Origin of the sequence: Burkholderia pseudomultivorans, assembly GCF_001718415.1 — a bacterium.
GTDB classification, from domain to species: Bacteria; Pseudomonadota; Gammaproteobacteria; order Burkholderiales; family Burkholderiaceae; genus Burkholderia; species Burkholderia pseudomultivorans_A.
The window spans coordinates 1,800,012-1,815,272 of sequence record NZ_CP013377.1; the positions used below are offsets into that span (position 1 = coordinate 1,800,012).

Below are 15,261 nucleotides of genomic sequence, written 5' to 3' on the forward strand. Positions count from 1 at the left end.
CGCACCCCGATCGGGCGGGCCGTTCGCACGGCCCGCCGCGCCATCACAGAGAAGGCCTGCAGCCTTCCGTCCCATCTTGTAGAGACCTGGAGATCCTCAATGAAAGCACCTCGAAACAGCTATGCAATCCTGATCGTTTCCGCCGCGTCGCTGGGTGCGTCCGTCGCCCATGCCCAGAGCAGCGTGACGCTGTACGGCGTCGTCGACGATGCGCTGGCTTATGTGAACAACCAGCAGGGACACTCGAACGTATACATGCGGGACGGCAACCTGTACGCGTCCAAATTCGGCCTGCGCGGCGACGAAGATCTCGGCGGCGGCACGCACGCGATCTTCGACCTGCAGTCGGGCTTCAACCTGAACACCGGCGCGCAGTCGGCCGCCGGCACGATCTTCAACCGCCAGGCCTTCGTCGGCCTGCGCAACGACCGCTACGGCACGCTGACGGCCGGCCGCCAGTACACGCCCTACTTCCTGTTCGTCGGGCCCTACGCGTCGAGCAGCTGGCTGACCGGCGCAACGGGCGCGCACCCCGGCGACATCGACGGCCTCGACACGACGATACGCGTGAACAATTCGGTTACCTACACGTCGCCGACGTTCGCCGGGCTGACCGCGAGCGCGATGTATGCGTTCGGCGGCATCGCTGGCGCGACCGGCAAGGGCAACACGTTCAGCGCCGCGCTGCGTTATGCGAACGGCCCGCTCGGCATCGCGGCCGGTTATCTGCGCATCAACAGCTCGGGATCGTCCGCCGGCTTCCTGAATCCGGCGACCGCGTCGTCGGGCAGTTTCGCGGTGTCGGTGCTGAACCAGGGCTACCTGACCGCAAAGGCCGTCGAGCAGGTCGCGGCCGCGGGCAACTATACGCTCGGCGCGCTGACAATGGGCATCAACTATTCGAACGTGAAGTATCTGCCCGGCAACGGCTCCGCGTTTACGGATACCGCCGTGTTCAACACCTACGGCGCGCTCGCCGCGTACCGCTTCACGCCGACGTTCTCGGTGGCCGGCGCGTTCGCGTATACGCTCGCGTCGAAGGCAAACGGCATCGGAAGCGCGGCCCGCTACCAGCAGTATTCGCTGAAAGAGTCGTACAGCCTGTCGAAACGCACGACGCTCTACGCGCTGCAGGCCTACACGCACGCGAGCGGACAGACGCTCGGCGCGCAGGGGGCCGGCCACATCATCGACGCCGCACCGATCGTCGGCGACTCGCAGCAGCTCACGCCGTCGTCGACGCACGGCCAGTTCGTCGGCATGGCGGGAATCGCCGTCACGTTCTGACGCTCCGAACCCGCGCGGCAGCGCCTTTCGTGCGCTGCCCCCTCCGCGACGGCATTCCGCGCAGGCACACGGGGCGCCGGCGCGTCGCGCGCGGCGGGGGCCGGTCCTTCCCGTCCCCCACGCCGCTCCGGTTTCCCCGATCCGCCCGATACCTTACAATTCGTCAGATTCGAATTTTCTGCACGACCCTTCTTGCAGTCCTGACACCGGGGTACACTCGACGCACGCCGTATCAGGGTCCGACGCGCACCTTGCGCGGCCGGGCGGCGTTGCGCTTCGTTGCACCCACAACTGGATGCCAGCCATGCCAGATTCCCGTCCCTCGCCTCGCACGACGTTCAAGCCGCAGGTCGTCGTGCCGTCGCTGGCGCTCATCGGCGCACTGCTCGTCGTCTGCGCGCTGCTCCCGAACGAAGCCGGCGCGCTGTTCACCGCCGGTCAGCAATGGGTCGTCGCGCGCTTCGACTGGTTCTACGTGCTTGCCGTCACCGCGTTCCTGGTGTTCCTCGTGCTGATCGCCGCGAGCGACTTCGGCAACATCCGGCTCGGCCCCGACGACGCCGAGCCCGAATTCAGCTTCGTGTCGTGGACCGCGATGCTGTTCGCGGCCGGCATGGGCATCGGCCTGATGTACTTCGGCGTCGGCGAGCCGATGCAGCACTTCCTGAAGCCGCCGACCGTCGATCCCGCGACGCCCGCCGCCGCGCGCGAAGCGATGCTGATGACGTTCTTTCACTGGGGCTTCCATGCATGGGCGATCTACGGGCTGATGGGGCTCGTGCTCGCGTACTTCGGCTTCCGCTACAACCTGCCGCTGACGCTGCGCTCCGGGCTGTATCCGGTGCTGCGCGAGCGCGTGAACGGCTGGATCGGCCACGCGGTCGATGCGTTCGCGCTCGTCGGCACGGTCGCCGGCATCGCCACGACGCTCGGCTACGGCGTGATGCAGATCAGCGCGGGCCTGCACACGGTCGCGGGCTGGGACACCGGCGGCAACGCGTTTCGCATCGGGCTCGTCGTCATGGTCGTGATCCTGGCGGGCGCGTCCGCGGCCAGCGGCCTCGACAAGGGCGTGCGCCGGCTGTCCGAGCTGAACCTGCTGCTGGCGTTCCTGCTGCTCGCGTTCGTGGCCGTCGCGGGGCCGACCACGTTCCTGCTGCGTGCGCTCGGCGACAACATCGGCCAGTATCTGTCGAGCCTCGTCGCGCTGTCGTTCCGCACCTATGCCTATGCGCCGCCGCGGGAGGAAGGCTGGTTCGGCGGCTGGACGATCCTCTACTGGGCGTGGTGGGTGTCGTGGTCGCCGTTCGTCGGCATGTTCATCGCGCGCATCTCGCGCGGCCGCACGATCCGCCAGTTCGTGATCGGCGTGCTGCTCGTGCCGACCGCGTTCAACCTCGTCTGGATGACCGTGTTCGGCAACAGCGCGATCTGGCTCGACACGCACGGCGCGGCCGGCGCACTCGCGCAGACGGCCACCAACGTCGACGCGCTGCTGTTCCGCTTCTTCGATTTCCTGCCGCTGTCGCAGCTGCTGTCGATCGTCGCGATCGTGCTGATCGCGGTGTTCTTCGTGACCTCGGCCGATTCGGGCGCGTTCGTGGTCGACCAGATCGCCACGCGCGGCGCCGCGCACTCGCCCGTGTGGCAACGGCTGTTCTGGGCCGCGCTGCTCGGCGTGACGGCGGCCGTGCTGCTCGTCGCGGGCGGGCTCGGCGCGCTGCAGGCGATGACGCTGATCGCCGCGCTGCCGGTCGCCGTCATCATGCTCGCGCTCTGCTACAGCCTGTGGCGCGGGCTCGCGGCCGACCGCGCGCACTATTCGCAGGACGTCGCGCCGGCAACCAGCTTCTGGACCGGCCAGCACTGGCGCCATCGCCTGACGCACATCCTGCGGCAGACGACCGAGGCCGACGCGCGCCTGTTCGTCGCCGAGACCGTCGCGCCCGCGCTGCGCAAGGTCGCCGACGAGCTGCGCGCCGGCGGCGTCGATGCGCACGTGCAGCGCGACAGCGACGACGCGGTGCGGCTCACCGTGCCAACCGCCGAACAGCGCGACTTCGTGTACGGCGTGCGCGTGACCGCGAAATCCGCGCCCGCGTTCCTGATGCGCGAGGCGGCGGAGCCGGAATCGGCCCGGCCGCACGTGTACGGGATCATCACGTTCTTCGAGGATGGACGACTCGGCTACGACATCGAATACCTGCGCGGCGACGAAGTGATCGCCGACGTGCTGCGTCAGTACGAGCGCTATGTGTCGCTCGCGGCCGACAAGCGCACGCACCTGCTGAGCCGCGCGCCGGGGCACGCGACGGAGGCGGAATGAACGCGCGCGCGATCGCGGCCGCGCGGCACGCGCCCCCAGTGCGCGCAGGATCCGTGCGATGAGCGGCATCCTGCACGATCGCACCGCCGACTTCGTCGCGCTCGGCACGCTCGTCGTGCTGTATCTCGGCGGCTTCGGCCTCGCGGTCTGGCGCATCCGCGCCGCTGCGCCGCGCGGCAAGCTCTACTGGACCGCCTGCCTGGCGCTGCTGGCCGGCGGCGCGTTCGCGATCGCCGGCAACCTGACGCCGGTGCCGAACAGCGGTGCGATGCCACCGGGCTTCGCGCTCGGCGTCGAGGCGGTCCTGCTCGGACTCGTGCTCGTCGCCGCGGGCTGTGCGTGGCTGATGCTGCGCGCGCGGCGCGGCTGAGCTGCGTGCACGCTACCGCGCTGCAGACGGCGCGCGCGCCGTAACCAGCCAGCACGCCGCGTCGAACCGCACGTCGGCGCCCTGCACGTAAGGCTCGAACGCCGTGCGGACGGTTTCGACCACGCGGCGTCGCGTCGTATCGTCCACCTGTTGCAGCGCGAGGCCGACCGGACCCAGCCGCGCGATGTAGTCGTTCAGCGCGGGCTCCGGCAGCGCGCATGCGATGTCGACCGGCTCGATCGCGATGTCGGCCCAGCCGCTGTCGGACAGCACCGATGCAATCCGCTGCCGGTCGCCGAACGCGAACTGCCCGGGCGCGCCGGCCCGTCGCGGCGGCAGGTTCGGCAGCAGCGGTGCCGCGGCCCGCTCGGCGGTCGTCATGAACGGGTTGTCGAGCGCAGTGCGCCACGCGACGAAGCGCAGTTCCGCATCGGTGCGCGCCGCGCGCCGCAGATTAGCGAACGCGCGAACCGGATCGTCGAAAAACATCACGCCGAAGCGCGACACGATCAGCTCGACGCTGGCGGGCGCAAACGCATGCGTCTGCGCATCCGCGCGCACGAAGCGCACAGGCAGGCCGCTGCGCTCCGCGCGCACGCGCGCCGCGTCGATCATCCGCGCCGAAATGTCGACGCCCGTGCACTGCGCGTCCGCGCCGAGCCGCTGCGCGATCGCGAGCGTGACCGCGCCCGTCCCGCAGCCGACGTCCAGCACGCTGCGCGCGCACGAAGCGGCCGCCGCATCCGCGAGCAGCGTGCCGAACGGTTCGAACATCCGGTCGATCGGCGCCTGTATGTCGACCCACGCGCGTCCGGACGGCCCGTTCCACAGCGCGGACTGTTCTTCATTGGGCTGCTCCTGTTCCATCTCCGCTTCCCCTTGCCTGCCTCGTTGATCGTGAATCAGACTGTGCTGCCTCAAGCCGGCTTGAAGTCAAGACCGTCGCGACGCGCGTCCGGCCAAGCCGACGTCGCGCCCGCTTTTCATATTTCTTACATTCGCGCTGCGTATCGTTGACGACTTTCCTACGGTGCCTCCCATGCGACGACTCTTCCCGCGCGCATTGCTCGCGCGCTGCGCGGCCCTTGCGGCCCTCGCCTCGCTCTCCGCGTGTTCGAACCACATCGATGCACCGGCCGATCCGGCCAGCGCCGCGATCAACGTGCAGGCCGCGTGGGTCGAGATCGGCGACGCGAACCAGGCGATCGCGCGCGCGATCACGACTTACCAGCCCGCGTCGTCCGGCGATCCGCTGTGTCCGCAACTGGCCGTCGACGGGAAGCTGTCGCGCATGGCGCTGCGCGCGGGCGCGGCGACCGTGCCGCAGCGTCCGACCGCGAGCGATCCGGCCGATTCGAAACCGTCGAGCTTTCCGGTCTCCGTTTGCGAAGCGACGCTGCCGTCCGACGCGCAGTCAGCGAACGTCGCGGGCCGCGCGCTGCCGCTGCCGAAAGCGCAGCCGCAGCGTATCGCGATCATCGCCGATACCGGCTGCCGGATGAAGAAGGCCGACAACGCGTGGCAGGCCTGCAACGACGCAACGGTCTGGCCGTTCGACACGATCGCGGCGAGCGTCGCGAAGCTGTCGCCCGATCTGGTCATGCATATCGGCGACTATCACTATCGCGAGAACGCGTGCCCGCCCGACATCGCCGGCTGCAAGGACAGCCCGTGGGGCTACGGCTGGGATACGTGGCAGGCCGACCTGTTCCGCCCGGCCGCGCCGCTGTTCGCGAAGGCGCCGTGGATCGTCGTGCGCGGCAATCACGAGGAATGCGCTCGCGCGGGCCAGGGCTGGTTCCGCTTCCTCGATCCGCACCCGTACGCGGCCGCCCGTTCGTGCGACGACCCGGCCAACGACAACGACGCGAACTACTCGGAGCCGTATGCGGTGTCGCTCGGCGGCGGCACGCAGGTGATCGTGTTCGACACCGCGAAGGTCGGCCGCAATCCGCTGAAGCCGACCGACGCGCAGTTCGGGATCTACCGCAAGCAGTTCCAGACCGTCGCCGCGCTCGCGTCGAAGGCCGGCATGACGACGACGATCTTCACGAACCATCATCCGATCCTCGCGTTCGCGCCGATCGCAGGCAGCACGCCCGCGCCGGGCAATCTCGCGCTGCAGTCGGTGATGTCGAGCCTCAACGCGCAGGCGTACTACCCGCCCGGCGTGCATGTCGCGCTGCACGGCCACGTGCACGATTTCCAGGCGATCAACTTCTCGTCAGGGCATCCGGCGACGATCGTGTCCGGCAACGGCGGCGACAATCTCGACGTCGCGCTGCCCGATCCGTTCCCCGCCGGGCTGACACCCGCGCCGGGCGCCGTGATCGAACGGCTGTCGCACAACAACAGCTTCGGCTTCCTGATCATGGAGCGGCGCGCCGCGCCGGCGACGGGCTGGGTATTCCATGCGTATTCGGCAGCGGGCAAGCTGCTCGCGTCGTGCGACCAGTCGGGCACGACGCTCGCATGCGACAAGACGGGATTCATTGCACCGTGATTGACGCGGTTCGATATGCGCATCGTCCGGCGCGTTCGCGCGATCGGTGCGCCGCCGTGACGAAGTCGCTCACGGATTCGGAGCGGATTTCCGCCGCGATGGCAGGCGCCGTTCCGTTCGAGACGGCCGCTCCGGTTGCCGTTTCGGCCGCTTCGGCCGCTTCGGCCGCTTCGGCAGCCCGCGCCGCCGCGCCTGCGCCAGGCCGGACTTCCGTCCCCGCGCGCGCCCGTCGAAAACGCATGCTGCTGGCATGTGCGGCCGCGACGCTTGCCGGGCTGGCGCTTGCGGCAGGCGCCGCGCCGCCTTCGGAAATGGTCCTGTTGCCCGGTGCGCCGCCGTCGCGCGTGGTCGGCGTCGTCGGCGACGGCACACCGCAGGTCGCCGGCAAGATCGACGCGGCCACTGCGCGCTTCGCCCCCGATCCGACGCTCGTCGCGCTCGGCCGCCGGATCTTCTTCGACACGCGGCTGTCCGAGCCGCGCGGCATGTCGTGCGCCGGCTGTCACGATCCGGGCCGCGCGTTCGCGCCGACGCTGTCGGCGGCGTCGCTCGCGGGGCCCGGCGTGCCGCAAGGCAGCCGGCCCGGGCACTTCAGCGCACGCAACGCGCCGTCGCTGCTGTACGTGCGCTATGTGCCGCGCCGCCACTTCTATCAGGACGACGATGCGCCCGCGCCGTCGCCGTTCGGCGGGCTGTTCGCCGACGGCCGCGCGGACACGCTCGCCGAGCAGATCCGCGGGCCGCTGTTCGATCCGGACGAGATGAACAACCGCTCGCCGGCCGCGCTGCTGCGCAAGGTCGACGCAACCGAACTCGCTGCCGATCTCGCCGCGCGATTCGGCGCATCGGTACGGCGCGATCCCGCGCAGCTCGCGCGCGCGCTGGGGCTCGCCGTCGAAGCATATCTGCAAAGCGACGAGATGGCGCCGTTCACGTCGCGGTTCGACGCGTACCTGCGCACGCGCACGCCGCTCGCGCCGGCCGAGATGCGCGGCCTCGCGCTGTTCCGGAATCCCGACAAGGGCAACTGCATGAGCTGCCACACACTGTCGGACACGTCGAGCCGCCCCGAACGCTCGCTGTTCACCGATTTCGGCTACGACGCGATCGCGGTGCCGCGCAATCGCGCGCTGCCCGCGAACCGCGATCCGCGCCGCTTCGACAACGGGCTGTGCGACACCGCGCGCCGGCTGCACTGGCCGGAGCCGACGCAATGGTGCGGCTACCTGCGCACGCCGGGGCTGCGCAACGTCGCGGTGAAACAGACCTTCATGCACAACGGCGTGTTCGCGACGCTGCGCGACGCGGTCGCGTTCTACAACACGCGTTCGACCGACCCGCGCCGCTGGTATCACGGCGCAGCGACGTTCGACGACGTACCTGCCGCCTACCGCGGCAACATCAACGTCAACTCGACCCCGATGAACCGCCGGCCCGGCACGCCGCCCGCGCTGACCGACGCGGAAATCGACGACATCGTCGCCTTCCTCGGCACGCTGACCGACGCGCGCTACGCGCCGGTCGCCGCCGCCGCGCCCGCCGGCCGGAGGCCCGCCGCGCCCGAGGCCCCGCTCGCCCGCACCGCCGCCGCGGCGCGCTAACCCTGGCCGAATGGCCAGCGGCCCGTGCGCCCGCTTGCGGCCGCCCCGAACACTGGTTATATTTACAGTACTGTATCGATGAACAGTGGGGTGTGCGATGGAACATCTGGTCCGTATCGTCAACGACACCGATCGCCAAGTGCTGGCATGGCTGCGTGCGCAGGTCGGCGACGCCCGCGTCGAGCGCGCGGCCCGTCAGCTCGGGCATACACGCAAGCCGTTCCCGTCCGCCGTGTGCCGGTATCTCGGCATGAACGCGCCGGCCACGCTGCGTCACGCAAGCCGGCCGCGCGTCGCGCGCGACTTCTCGGTGGGCGATCGCTATCTGTCCCTGATTCGCGAGCATCTGGCCGCGCATACGGCCGGCCGCTGAGCATGCGCTCGGCATCGACGTCCGGCGTGTCGGGCGGGCCAGCCGAACGCGGATGCGTGCGAGCCGCCGCCCGCCGGCCGTCGCCCGATTCAGGTGGTCGCGAGCGCTTCGCGCGCGAGGCGGCCAAGCGTTTCGATCGCCGCTTCCTGCGTGGCGTCGAACGTCTGCGGGCAACCGATGCGGATATACGCGTCGAAGCGGTCGGAATTCGAGAAGATCGACCCGGGCGCAATCCGCACGCCATGCGCCAGCGCGGCGTCGAACAACGCATCGGAATGCACGCCGTCGGGCAGCGCGATCCAGAGCAGCATGCCGCCCGGCGGCCGGTTCATCCGCGTGCCGGCCGGAAAATGGCGCGCAACCGCATCGATCGTCGCGTCGCGCTGCACCCGCAGTTGTTCGCGGAACCGATGCAGATGGCGGTCGAACGCGCCCGAACCGACGAATTCGGCTGCCACGGCCTGAAGCAGCGCGGCGTTGTGCCGGCTTTGCGCGAACTTCAGCATCTTCATGCGTGCGTGCCAGCGCCCTGCGCTCATCCAGCCGAGCCGCATGCCGGGAGCGAGCACCTTGTTGAACGACGGGCAGTAGATCACCGTGCCGTCGCGATCCCACGCCTTGACGGGCTTCACGGTTTGCGGCGCTTCGACGAGTTCGCGGTACGGCTCGTCCTCGATCACCGCCACGCCCCGGCTCGCGCACAACGCGACGAGCGCGGCCTTGCGTTCGTCGGGCATCACGCTGCCGAGCGGGTTCTGCAGGTTCGGCACGACGACCACCGCGCGAATGTCCGGATACGCGGTCAGCGCCACTTCGAGCGCCTCGATCGACAAGCCGGTGGTCGGGCTGGCCGGAATCTCGAGCGCACGCAGCCCGAGACTTTCGAGCAACTGGATCAGCCCGAAGAACGCCGGCGATTCGATCGCGATCGTGTCGCCGGGCCGCGCGACCGCGCGCAGCGCAAGATTCACGGCGTCGACGCCGCCGCTCGTCGACAGCACGTCGTCCGGCGACACAGCCACGCCATACGACAGCGCACGCTTCGCCATCGCCTGCCGAAACTCGAGCGACCCGCCGACGCGCCCCGCGTCGGTCAGCAGCGTCGGCTGGCGGCGCAGCAACCGGATCGCGAGCGCCTGCAGGCGCTCGGTCGGATACAGCGCGGCCGACGCGGACGCGCCGCCGAGGTTCAGTGCATCGACCGCCGCGTTCCCGCGGTCGATCACGCGCGACACGCGCTCGTGCAGGCCCGCGAACGGCGGCTCGACCGACAGCGCCGGCCCGTCGGTTTCGGGCAGCGCATCGAGCGCAAGCGACGCGCGACGGCGCACGAAGTAGCCCGAACGCGGCTTCGCCTCGCACCAGCCGGTGTCTTCGAGCCGCCGGAACGTCTGGATCGCGGTCGACAGGCTCACGCCGTGCTGCGACATGAACGCGCGCACCGACGGCATCCGGTCGCCGGGCAGCAGCGTGCCGGCCGAGATGATGCGGCGGTAGTGCTCGGCCAGCCGTTCGTACAACGGTTCGCCGGCCATCGGCAACGGGCCGCGGGATGCGTCGGTAGAAGATGTCATGCGGGCCATCGTGCCCGCCCAGCACAGCGGCCGCCAGATACAGATTCGGGGGAAACCCGCCGATACAGCGACGTAAAACCGCCGGCTGCATCGCAACAGATTCCCGTCCCCTGAATCTGTCGCGCTCACGCCCGTTTCCTTAACCTGATTGCACGTCGCCGCCTCGCCGTCGCGGGGCAGCGCAATCCGGGCAATCGGGACAATCGGAACGGGATCCACCATGCGAACGCAAGACATCCGGCTCGACGCCGGGCAAAGCCACATTGCGTGGTTCGACAAGGGTAGCCAGGTGGTCGTGCTGGACGGCGTGCTCGCCGTCACGTTGCGTCACGGCGGCCTCGACTGGCTGGCGGACGCGCCCGCGGGCATCCGGCGCATGCTGGCCGAAGGCGAATGCCTGACGATCGAGACCGACGGGCATGTGACGCTGGCCGCCCATGGCGCCGGCACGGTCCGCGCGACGGTGGCGACGGCGCCTGCCCGTCGTTCTCGCCTGCTCGGGCAGCGGCTGGCGGTGCTGTGCGGGCTGCCCGCGCAACTGCTCGGCAGCCTGCGGGTGCGCGCACGTCGCTGACGTAGCGACCCGTCGCGTCGCGCGAACGTCAGCCGCCTTCCCGGCGCCCGCCGCGCATCGTCACGCGCTGGAGCGGCCATTCGAACAACGCCATCCCGACCAGCATAGCGCCGACGAACGCAATGCCCTTGACCGATCCCAGGCCGATCGACACGATCGCCGGCCCCGGGCAGAACCCCGCGAGTCCCCAGCCGACGCCGAATGCCGCGCTGCCGGCCACGAGGCGCAGCGTAATCGCGCGCGCCGTCGGCATCTGCATCGGCAGGCCGAGCCACGAACGCGTCCGGCGCTTCGCCCATGCGAACGCGAACACGGCGACGCCGGTCGCCCCGACCATCACGAACGCGAGCGACGGATCCCAGCGGCCTGCGAGATCGAGGAAGCCGAGCACTTTCTGCGGGTTGGCCATCCCCGACACGATAAGGCCGATCCCGAACAGCAGGCCGGACACAAAAGCGAAGGCGGCTGGCATGTCACCCTCCGATCACGTGCCGTCGCACGAACACGGTCACGAATCCCGCGAGCATGAAGGTCGCCGTCGCGACCACCGACCGCACCGCGCCGCGCGACAGCCCGCACACGCCGTGACCGCTCGTGCACCCGCCCGCATAGCGCGTGCCGAGCCCGACCAGCAGGCCTGCCGCAAGCAGTTCGAGCCAGCCTGCGTCGACCTGTGGCGCCGCGGCTTCGCCCGCGATGCGCATCGCCAGCGGCGCGGCGATCAGGCCGGCGACGAACGCCGCCCGCCAGCCGCGCTCCGACCGGCCCGACGCGAGCAGGCCGCCGATGATGCCGCTGATCCCCGCGATCCGTCCGTTGAACGCCAGCAGCCACGCAACGGCGAACCCGATCAGTACGCCACCGGCCAGCGACAGCCACGGCGTGAAATGAAGCGCATCAAGCTGCATCGCGCTCCCCCTTCGCAGCCGGGCCGCAGAACTGCTCGTACAGCACGCCCATCACCGCGATCGCGGCGGGGCTGTCGAGCGTGTAATGAATGTTCTTGCCTTCGCGGCGCGTGCGAACCAGCGCGTGGTCGCGCAGCACGCCGAGCTGCTGCGACAGCGTCGGCTGGCGGATGTCCAGCCGCGCCTCGAGCTCGCTCACGCAGCGCTCGCCCTGCGACAGTTCGCAGAGCAGCAGCAGCCGGTCGGGATTCGACAGGACCTTGAGCAGCGCGCACGCGGATTCGGCGGCCGCCCGCATCCGGTCGGGGTCGGGAAAATCGGCGGGAAATTCGGCGGTCATCGAGAGGCAGAGCAACAGTTGCAAAACAAACATTATATGCATTCATATAACGTTCAAACTCGCCGCTCTTCCGAACCCGGCCTCAATCCGCCGACACCCCCTGCCCGACTCAGGCCTGCTCACCCGCGACGGCATCCCCCACCGGCGCCCGCTTCGCGCCCGCGCCGAGCGCGAACACCGCGATCCCGGCGATCACGCACGGCACCGCGACGACCGCGAACGCGGTCGGCAACGGCAGCCCCATCGCCAGCATCGCGCCGCCCGCCATCGAGCCGACCACCGATCCGCCGCGGCCGATCCCGTTCGCCCAGCTGACGCCCGTGGTCCGGCACTCGGTCGGATAGAACGCGGCCGACAGCGCGTTCGCGCCGACCTGCGAGCCCGACACGCAGAAGCCGGCCGCAAACACGGCCAGCGCGGCGCCCCACGGCGATGCCGCGCAGACGCCGATCGCCGCGACGAACGCGCCGGCGGCCGCATAGCTGCACGCGAGCACGCGATGCGGATCGAAGCGGTCCATCAGCCCGCCGAGCACGATCGCGCCGAGCGTGCCGCCGATCTGGAACATCGCGGTCACGCGCGCGGCCGTCTGCAGCGTCGCGCCGGTCGTGCGCAGCAGCGTCGGCAGCCAGCTCGACAACAGGTAGATCACCAGCAGGCTCATGAAGAATGCGAGCCACAGCAGCAGCGTGCCGCGCAGCAGATCCGGCCCGAACAGACGGCCGAGCGGCGAACCGGCCGGCTTGCCGCGCGGCGCGACGAACGACGCGTGCGCGAGGTGCGGGTCCGGCTCGATGCGGGCCAGCATTGCCGCGATCCGTTCGCGCGCCGCGCCCGCGTTGACGAGGTAGCGCACCGATTCGGGCAGCCGCCACGCGAGCACGGGCAGCAACAGCAGCGGCGCGGCGCCGCCGACGAGCAGCACCGCACGCCAGCCGTCGCGTTCGATCAACGACGCGGCGGCAAGGCCGCCGAGCGCGGAGCCGATCGTGAAGCCGCAGAACATCGTCGTCACGAGCAGCGAGCGGCGCCGTGCCGGACAGTATTCGGAGGTCAGCGTGATCGCGTTCGGCATCGCGCCGCCCAGCCCGAGGCCGGTCACGAAACGCCACGCGATCAGCTCGGTCAGTCCGCCCGCGCTCGCCGACGCGGCGCTCGCGATACCGAAGCACGCGACGCATGCGAGCAGCAGGCGCTTGCGTCCGAACCGGTCGCCGAACGGCCCGAACACGAGTGCGCCGGCCATCAGCCCCGCGAGCCCCGCGCCGAACACCGGTGCGAGCTGCGCGGGCGACAGTCCCCATTCCGCCCGAATCACCGGCGCGATGAAGCCGATCGAGGCGGTATCGAAGCCGTCGATCGCGACGATCAAAAAGCACAGCACGACGATCGCGGCCTGAAACGGCGCAACGCGATGACGATCGATCCATTCGCTGACGTCGATGGACAGCGTATTGGTCATGATGGTGTCTCCTCCAGGATGGCGGGCGCGCGACGCCGCCGGCAGCGCGCGCAGCGTGCGTTACACGGCCGACTTCAGGCAATCCTCGGCGCGCCAGCCGTGCAGCCAGTCGAGCGCGTCGTAGAACTGCGCCTGCGTGCGTCCGACCCACAGCGCATTGCGCACCTGCCGCTCGACGCCCTTCGCGTGATAGATCCGCCCCATCTCGCGTGCCGAATACAGCACGCGCGCGGTACGCGGAATCCGCACGCGTTCATACAGCGCGAACGCGGCCTCGAAATCGCCATCGGCCTGGATGACGGCCGCGCCGAGCGTCACCGCGTCCTCGAGCGCCTGGCACGCGCCCTGCGCGATGTACTGCGTCATCGGATGCGCGGCGTCGCCGAGCACGGTCGCGCGGCCCACGCTCCAGCGCTCGACCGGATCGCGGTCGGCCGTCGCCCAGCGCTTCCACGACGTCGGCCGGTCGAGCATCTGCTTCGGCAGCGGATGGATCCCGTCGAAATACGACAGCACTTCTTCCTTGCTGCCTTCGCGCACGCCCCAGGTTTCCTGCTCGCGACTGTGGAACGTGACGACGAGGTTGTACTGCCGGCCGCCGCGCAGCGGATAGTGGACGAGATGGCAATGCGGGCCGGCCCACACGACCGGCGCATTGATCTGCAGATCCTTCGGCATGTTGTCGACGTCGACCACCGCGCGATACACGACATGCCCCGTCACGCGATGCGCGTCGCCGATCAGCGTTTGACGGATCGCGGATTTCACGCCGTCGCAGCCGATCACGGCGTCGGCGCGATAGCGTTCGCCGTGCTGGTCGGTCACGGTCACGCCGCTGCCGTCCTGCTCGAACGCGCACACCTGCGTGCTGGTGCGGAATTCGATCAGCGGATGATCCCTGACCGCCTCGTAGATCGACAGATGGATGTCCGCGCGATGAATCACCGCATACGGATTGCCGAACCGCGCGCGATACGCAGCGCCCGTATCGATGCGCGCGACCTCGTGCGCATCGACCGCATCCATCAGTTGCAGCCAGTCGGTAAACACCGCGCGGCTGCGCGCCGCCTCGCCGACACCGAGCGCATCGAGCGCATTGAACGCGTTCGCGGCGAGCTGGATGCCCGCTCCGATCTCGCCGATCTCCGGGGCCTGCTCGAGCAGCTTCACGCGAATGCCCTGGCGCGCCAGCACGAGCGCCGCCGCCAGCCCACCGATGCCGCCGCCGATCACGAGCACGTGCCGGCCCTTGTCTCCTGTCTGATTCATCTCTGTCTCCACCATCGCCTCAGGCGACGTAATCCGGTTGCCGCTGCGGCTGGGCGGCCGCGAAGGCCGGCTCGCGCTGCGCGTGTTCGTACACCGCGAGGCTGCGCGGATACGGGCTCAGGTCGCAATCCATCCGCAGCGCATTCGCGACCTGCGGCACGAGGCACACGTCGGCCAACGTCGGCGCATCGCCGAAACACCACGGGCCCGTGTCCGCGCGCGCGAGCAGCCGCTCGACGCCCGCCATCCCTTCGGCGATCCAGCGTCGGTACCACGCGGTCTTCTGCTGCGGCGTGACCTTCAACTCGGTATCGAGATAGCGCAGCACGCGCAGGTTGTTGACCGGATGGATGTCGCAGGCGATCAGCGTCGCGAGCTCCAGCACGCGGGCGCGCTGCCGCGGCTCGAGCGGAATCAGCCGCGGTTCCGGATGCAACTGGTCGAGGTAGTCGAGGATCGCGAGCGACTGGCCGAGACGGAAGTCGCCGTCGATCAGCGCGGGCACCGACGCCGACGGGTTCACGCGTTCGACGTAGCCGGCGTCGCGGTGCTCGCCGGTGCGGATGTTCACCGGCAGCGTGTCGTACGGCAAACCCTTCAGTGCGAGCGCGATGCGCACCCGATAGGAGGTCGAACTGTTGAAGAAGCTGTGCAGTTTCACGATGGCACCTTTC

General features: G+C 69.8%; 15 protein-coding genes. 7 read left to right on the top strand and 8 right to left on the bottom strand.

All coding sequences use genetic code 11. The annotated features are described in order from the left end of the window. Nucleotides 1–99 precede the first annotated feature (99 nt). The 3 genes from WS57_RS07620 to WS57_RS07630 all read left to right on the top strand — a co-directional run bounded on the left by WS57_RS07620 (nt 100) and on the right by WS57_RS07630 (nt 3,983). Nucleotides 100–1,287 (top strand): porin, encoded by a 1,188-nt coding sequence (locus tag WS57_RS07620; protein ID WP_009689170.1) that lies wholly within the window; start codon nt 100–102, stop codon nt 1,285–1,287. A 304-nt stretch (nt 1,288–1,591) separates the two neighbouring features. Then, complete coding sequence (locus WS57_RS07625; RefSeq protein ID WP_059478356.1) at nt 1,592–3,613, top strand: BCCT family transporter; 2,022 nt, start codon at nt 1,592–1,594, stop codon at nt 3,611–3,613. A gap of 58 nt (nt 3,614–3,671) precedes the next feature. Continuing rightward, nucleotides 3,672–3,983, top strand: coding sequence for a hypothetical protein (locus WS57_RS07630; RefSeq protein WP_009695072.1), 312 nt, complete (start codon nt 3,672–3,674; stop codon nt 3,981–3,983). Between the two features lie 12 nt (nt 3,984–3,995). Here WS57_RS07630 and WS57_RS07635 read toward each other — a convergent pair whose 3' ends face one another. Continuing rightward, entirely contained in the window at nt 3,996–4,850 is an 855-nt protein-coding gene (locus WS57_RS07635) for a class I SAM-dependent methyltransferase (protein WP_059478355.1), read from the bottom strand. Between the two features lie 172 nt (nt 4,851–5,022). Between WS57_RS07635 and WS57_RS07640 the strand changes: the two genes are divergently transcribed. The 3 genes from WS57_RS07640 to WS57_RS07650 all read left to right on the top strand — a co-directional run bounded on the left by WS57_RS07640 (nt 5,023) and on the right by WS57_RS07650 (nt 8,460). Then, nucleotides 5,023–6,486, top strand: a complete 1,464-nt coding sequence (locus WS57_RS07640; RefSeq protein ID WP_059603073.1) for a metallophosphoesterase family protein — start codon at nt 5,023–5,025, stop codon at nt 6,484–6,486. Nucleotides 6,487–6,725: 239 nt separating this feature from the next. Then, nucleotides 6,726–8,087 (top strand): cytochrome-c peroxidase, encoded by a 1,362-nt coding sequence (locus WS57_RS07645; protein ID WP_069243986.1) that lies wholly within the window; start codon nt 6,726–6,728, stop codon nt 8,085–8,087. Nucleotides 8,088–8,184: 97 nt separating this feature from the next. After that, nucleotides 8,185–8,460 (top strand): hypothetical protein, encoded by a 276-nt coding sequence (locus WS57_RS07650; protein WP_009692742.1) that lies wholly within the window; start codon nt 8,185–8,187, stop codon nt 8,458–8,460. A gap of 89 nt (nt 8,461–8,549) precedes the next feature. Here the strand turns inward: WS57_RS07650 and WS57_RS07655 are convergent, their stop codons facing one another. Continuing rightward, nucleotides 8,550–10,043 (bottom strand): PLP-dependent aminotransferase family protein, encoded by a 1,494-nt coding sequence (locus WS57_RS07655; RefSeq protein WP_059603080.1) that lies wholly within the window; start codon nt 10,041–10,043, stop codon nt 8,550–8,552. A 211-nt stretch (nt 10,044–10,254) separates the two neighbouring features. On the opposite strand from WS57_RS07655, the gene WS57_RS07660 reads away from it, so the two are divergent. Beyond that, complete coding sequence (locus WS57_RS07660; protein WP_069243987.1) at nt 10,255–10,608, top strand: hypothetical protein; 354 nt, start codon at nt 10,255–10,257, stop codon at nt 10,606–10,608. Nucleotides 10,609–10,636: 28 nt separating this feature from the next. Here WS57_RS07660 and WS57_RS07665 read toward each other — a convergent pair whose 3' ends face one another. The 6 genes from WS57_RS07665 to maiA all read right to left on the bottom strand — a co-directional run bounded on the left by WS57_RS07665 (nt 10,637) and on the right by maiA (nt 15,248). After that, nucleotides 10,637–11,080, bottom strand: a complete 444-nt coding sequence (locus WS57_RS07665; protein ID WP_069243988.1) for a DUF6691 family protein — start codon at nt 11,078–11,080, stop codon at nt 10,637–10,639. A gap of 1 nt (nt 11,081) precedes the next feature. After that, nucleotides 11,082–11,516: a YeeE/YedE family protein gene (locus tag WS57_RS07670; RefSeq protein WP_059515761.1), complete on the bottom strand. Its 435-nt coding sequence runs from the start codon at nt 11,514–11,516 to the stop codon at nt 11,082–11,084. After that, nucleotides 11,506–11,856, bottom strand: coding sequence for an ArsR/SmtB family transcription factor (locus tag WS57_RS07675; protein ID WP_009692735.1), 351 nt, complete (start codon nt 11,854–11,856; stop codon nt 11,506–11,508). The genes WS57_RS07670 and WS57_RS07675 overlap by 11 nt, the downstream gene beginning before the upstream one ends. A gap of 109 nt (nt 11,857–11,965) precedes the next feature. Continuing rightward, complete coding sequence (locus WS57_RS07680) at nt 11,966–13,318, bottom strand: MFS transporter (protein WP_059515763.1); 1,353 nt, start codon at nt 13,316–13,318, stop codon at nt 11,966–11,968. 60 nt (nt 13,319–13,378) lie between these two features. Next, nucleotides 13,379–14,587, bottom strand: a complete 1,209-nt coding sequence (locus tag WS57_RS07685; RefSeq protein ID WP_069243989.1) for a 3-hydroxybenzoate 6-monooxygenase — start codon at nt 14,585–14,587, stop codon at nt 13,379–13,381. Between the two features lie 19 nt (nt 14,588–14,606). Further along, nucleotides 14,607–15,248: a maleylacetoacetate isomerase gene (gene maiA, locus WS57_RS07690; RefSeq protein WP_069243990.1), complete on the bottom strand. Its 642-nt coding sequence runs from the start codon at nt 15,246–15,248 to the stop codon at nt 14,607–14,609. Between the last annotated feature and the right edge of the window lie 13 nt (nt 15,249–15,261).

Coding starts and splice junctions, on each gene's coding strand:
- WS57_RS07655 (WP_059603080.1), bottom strand. CDS start 10,043: ATGGCCCGCATGACATCTTCTACCGACGCATCCCGCGGCCCGTTGCCG.
- WS57_RS07650 (WP_009692742.1), top strand. CDS start 8,185: ATGGAACATCTGGTCCGTATCGTCAACGACACCGATCGCCAAGTGCTG.
- WS57_RS07640 (WP_059603073.1), top strand. CDS start 5,023: ATGCGACGACTCTTCCCGCGCGCATTGCTCGCGCGCTGCGCGGCCCTT.
- WS57_RS07625 (WP_059478356.1), top strand. CDS start 1,592: ATGCCAGATTCCCGTCCCTCGCCTCGCACGACGTTCAAGCCGCAGGTC.
- WS57_RS07680 (WP_059515763.1), bottom strand. CDS start 13,318: ATGACCAATACGCTGTCCATCGACGTCAGCGAATGGATCGATCGTCAT.
- WS57_RS07665 (WP_069243988.1), bottom strand. CDS start 11,080: ATGCCAGCCGCCTTCGCTTTTGTGTCCGGCCTGCTGTTCGGGATCGGC.
- WS57_RS07630 (WP_009695072.1), top strand. CDS start 3,672: ATGAGCGGCATCCTGCACGATCGCACCGCCGACTTCGTCGCGCTCGGC.
- WS57_RS07670 (WP_059515761.1), bottom strand. CDS start 11,516: ATGCAGCTTGATGCGCTTCATTTCACGCCGTGGCTGTCGCTGGCCGGT.
- WS57_RS07685 (WP_069243989.1), bottom strand. CDS start 14,587: ATGAATCAGACAGGAGACAAGGGCCGGCACGTGCTCGTGATCGGCGGC.
- WS57_RS07660 (WP_069243987.1), top strand. CDS start 10,255: ATGCGAACGCAAGACATCCGGCTCGACGCCGGGCAAAGCCACATTGCG.
- WS57_RS07675 (WP_009692735.1), bottom strand. CDS start 11,856: ATGACCGCCGAATTTCCCGCCGATTTTCCCGACCCCGACCGGATGCGG.
- WS57_RS07645 (WP_069243986.1), top strand. CDS start 6,726: ATGCTGCTGGCATGTGCGGCCGCGACGCTTGCCGGGCTGGCGCTTGCG.
- WS57_RS07620 (WP_009689170.1), top strand. CDS start 100: ATGAAAGCACCTCGAAACAGCTATGCAATCCTGATCGTTTCCGCCGCG.
- WS57_RS07635 (WP_059478355.1), bottom strand. CDS start 4,850: ATGGAACAGGAGCAGCCCAATGAAGAACAGTCCGCGCTGTGGAACGGG.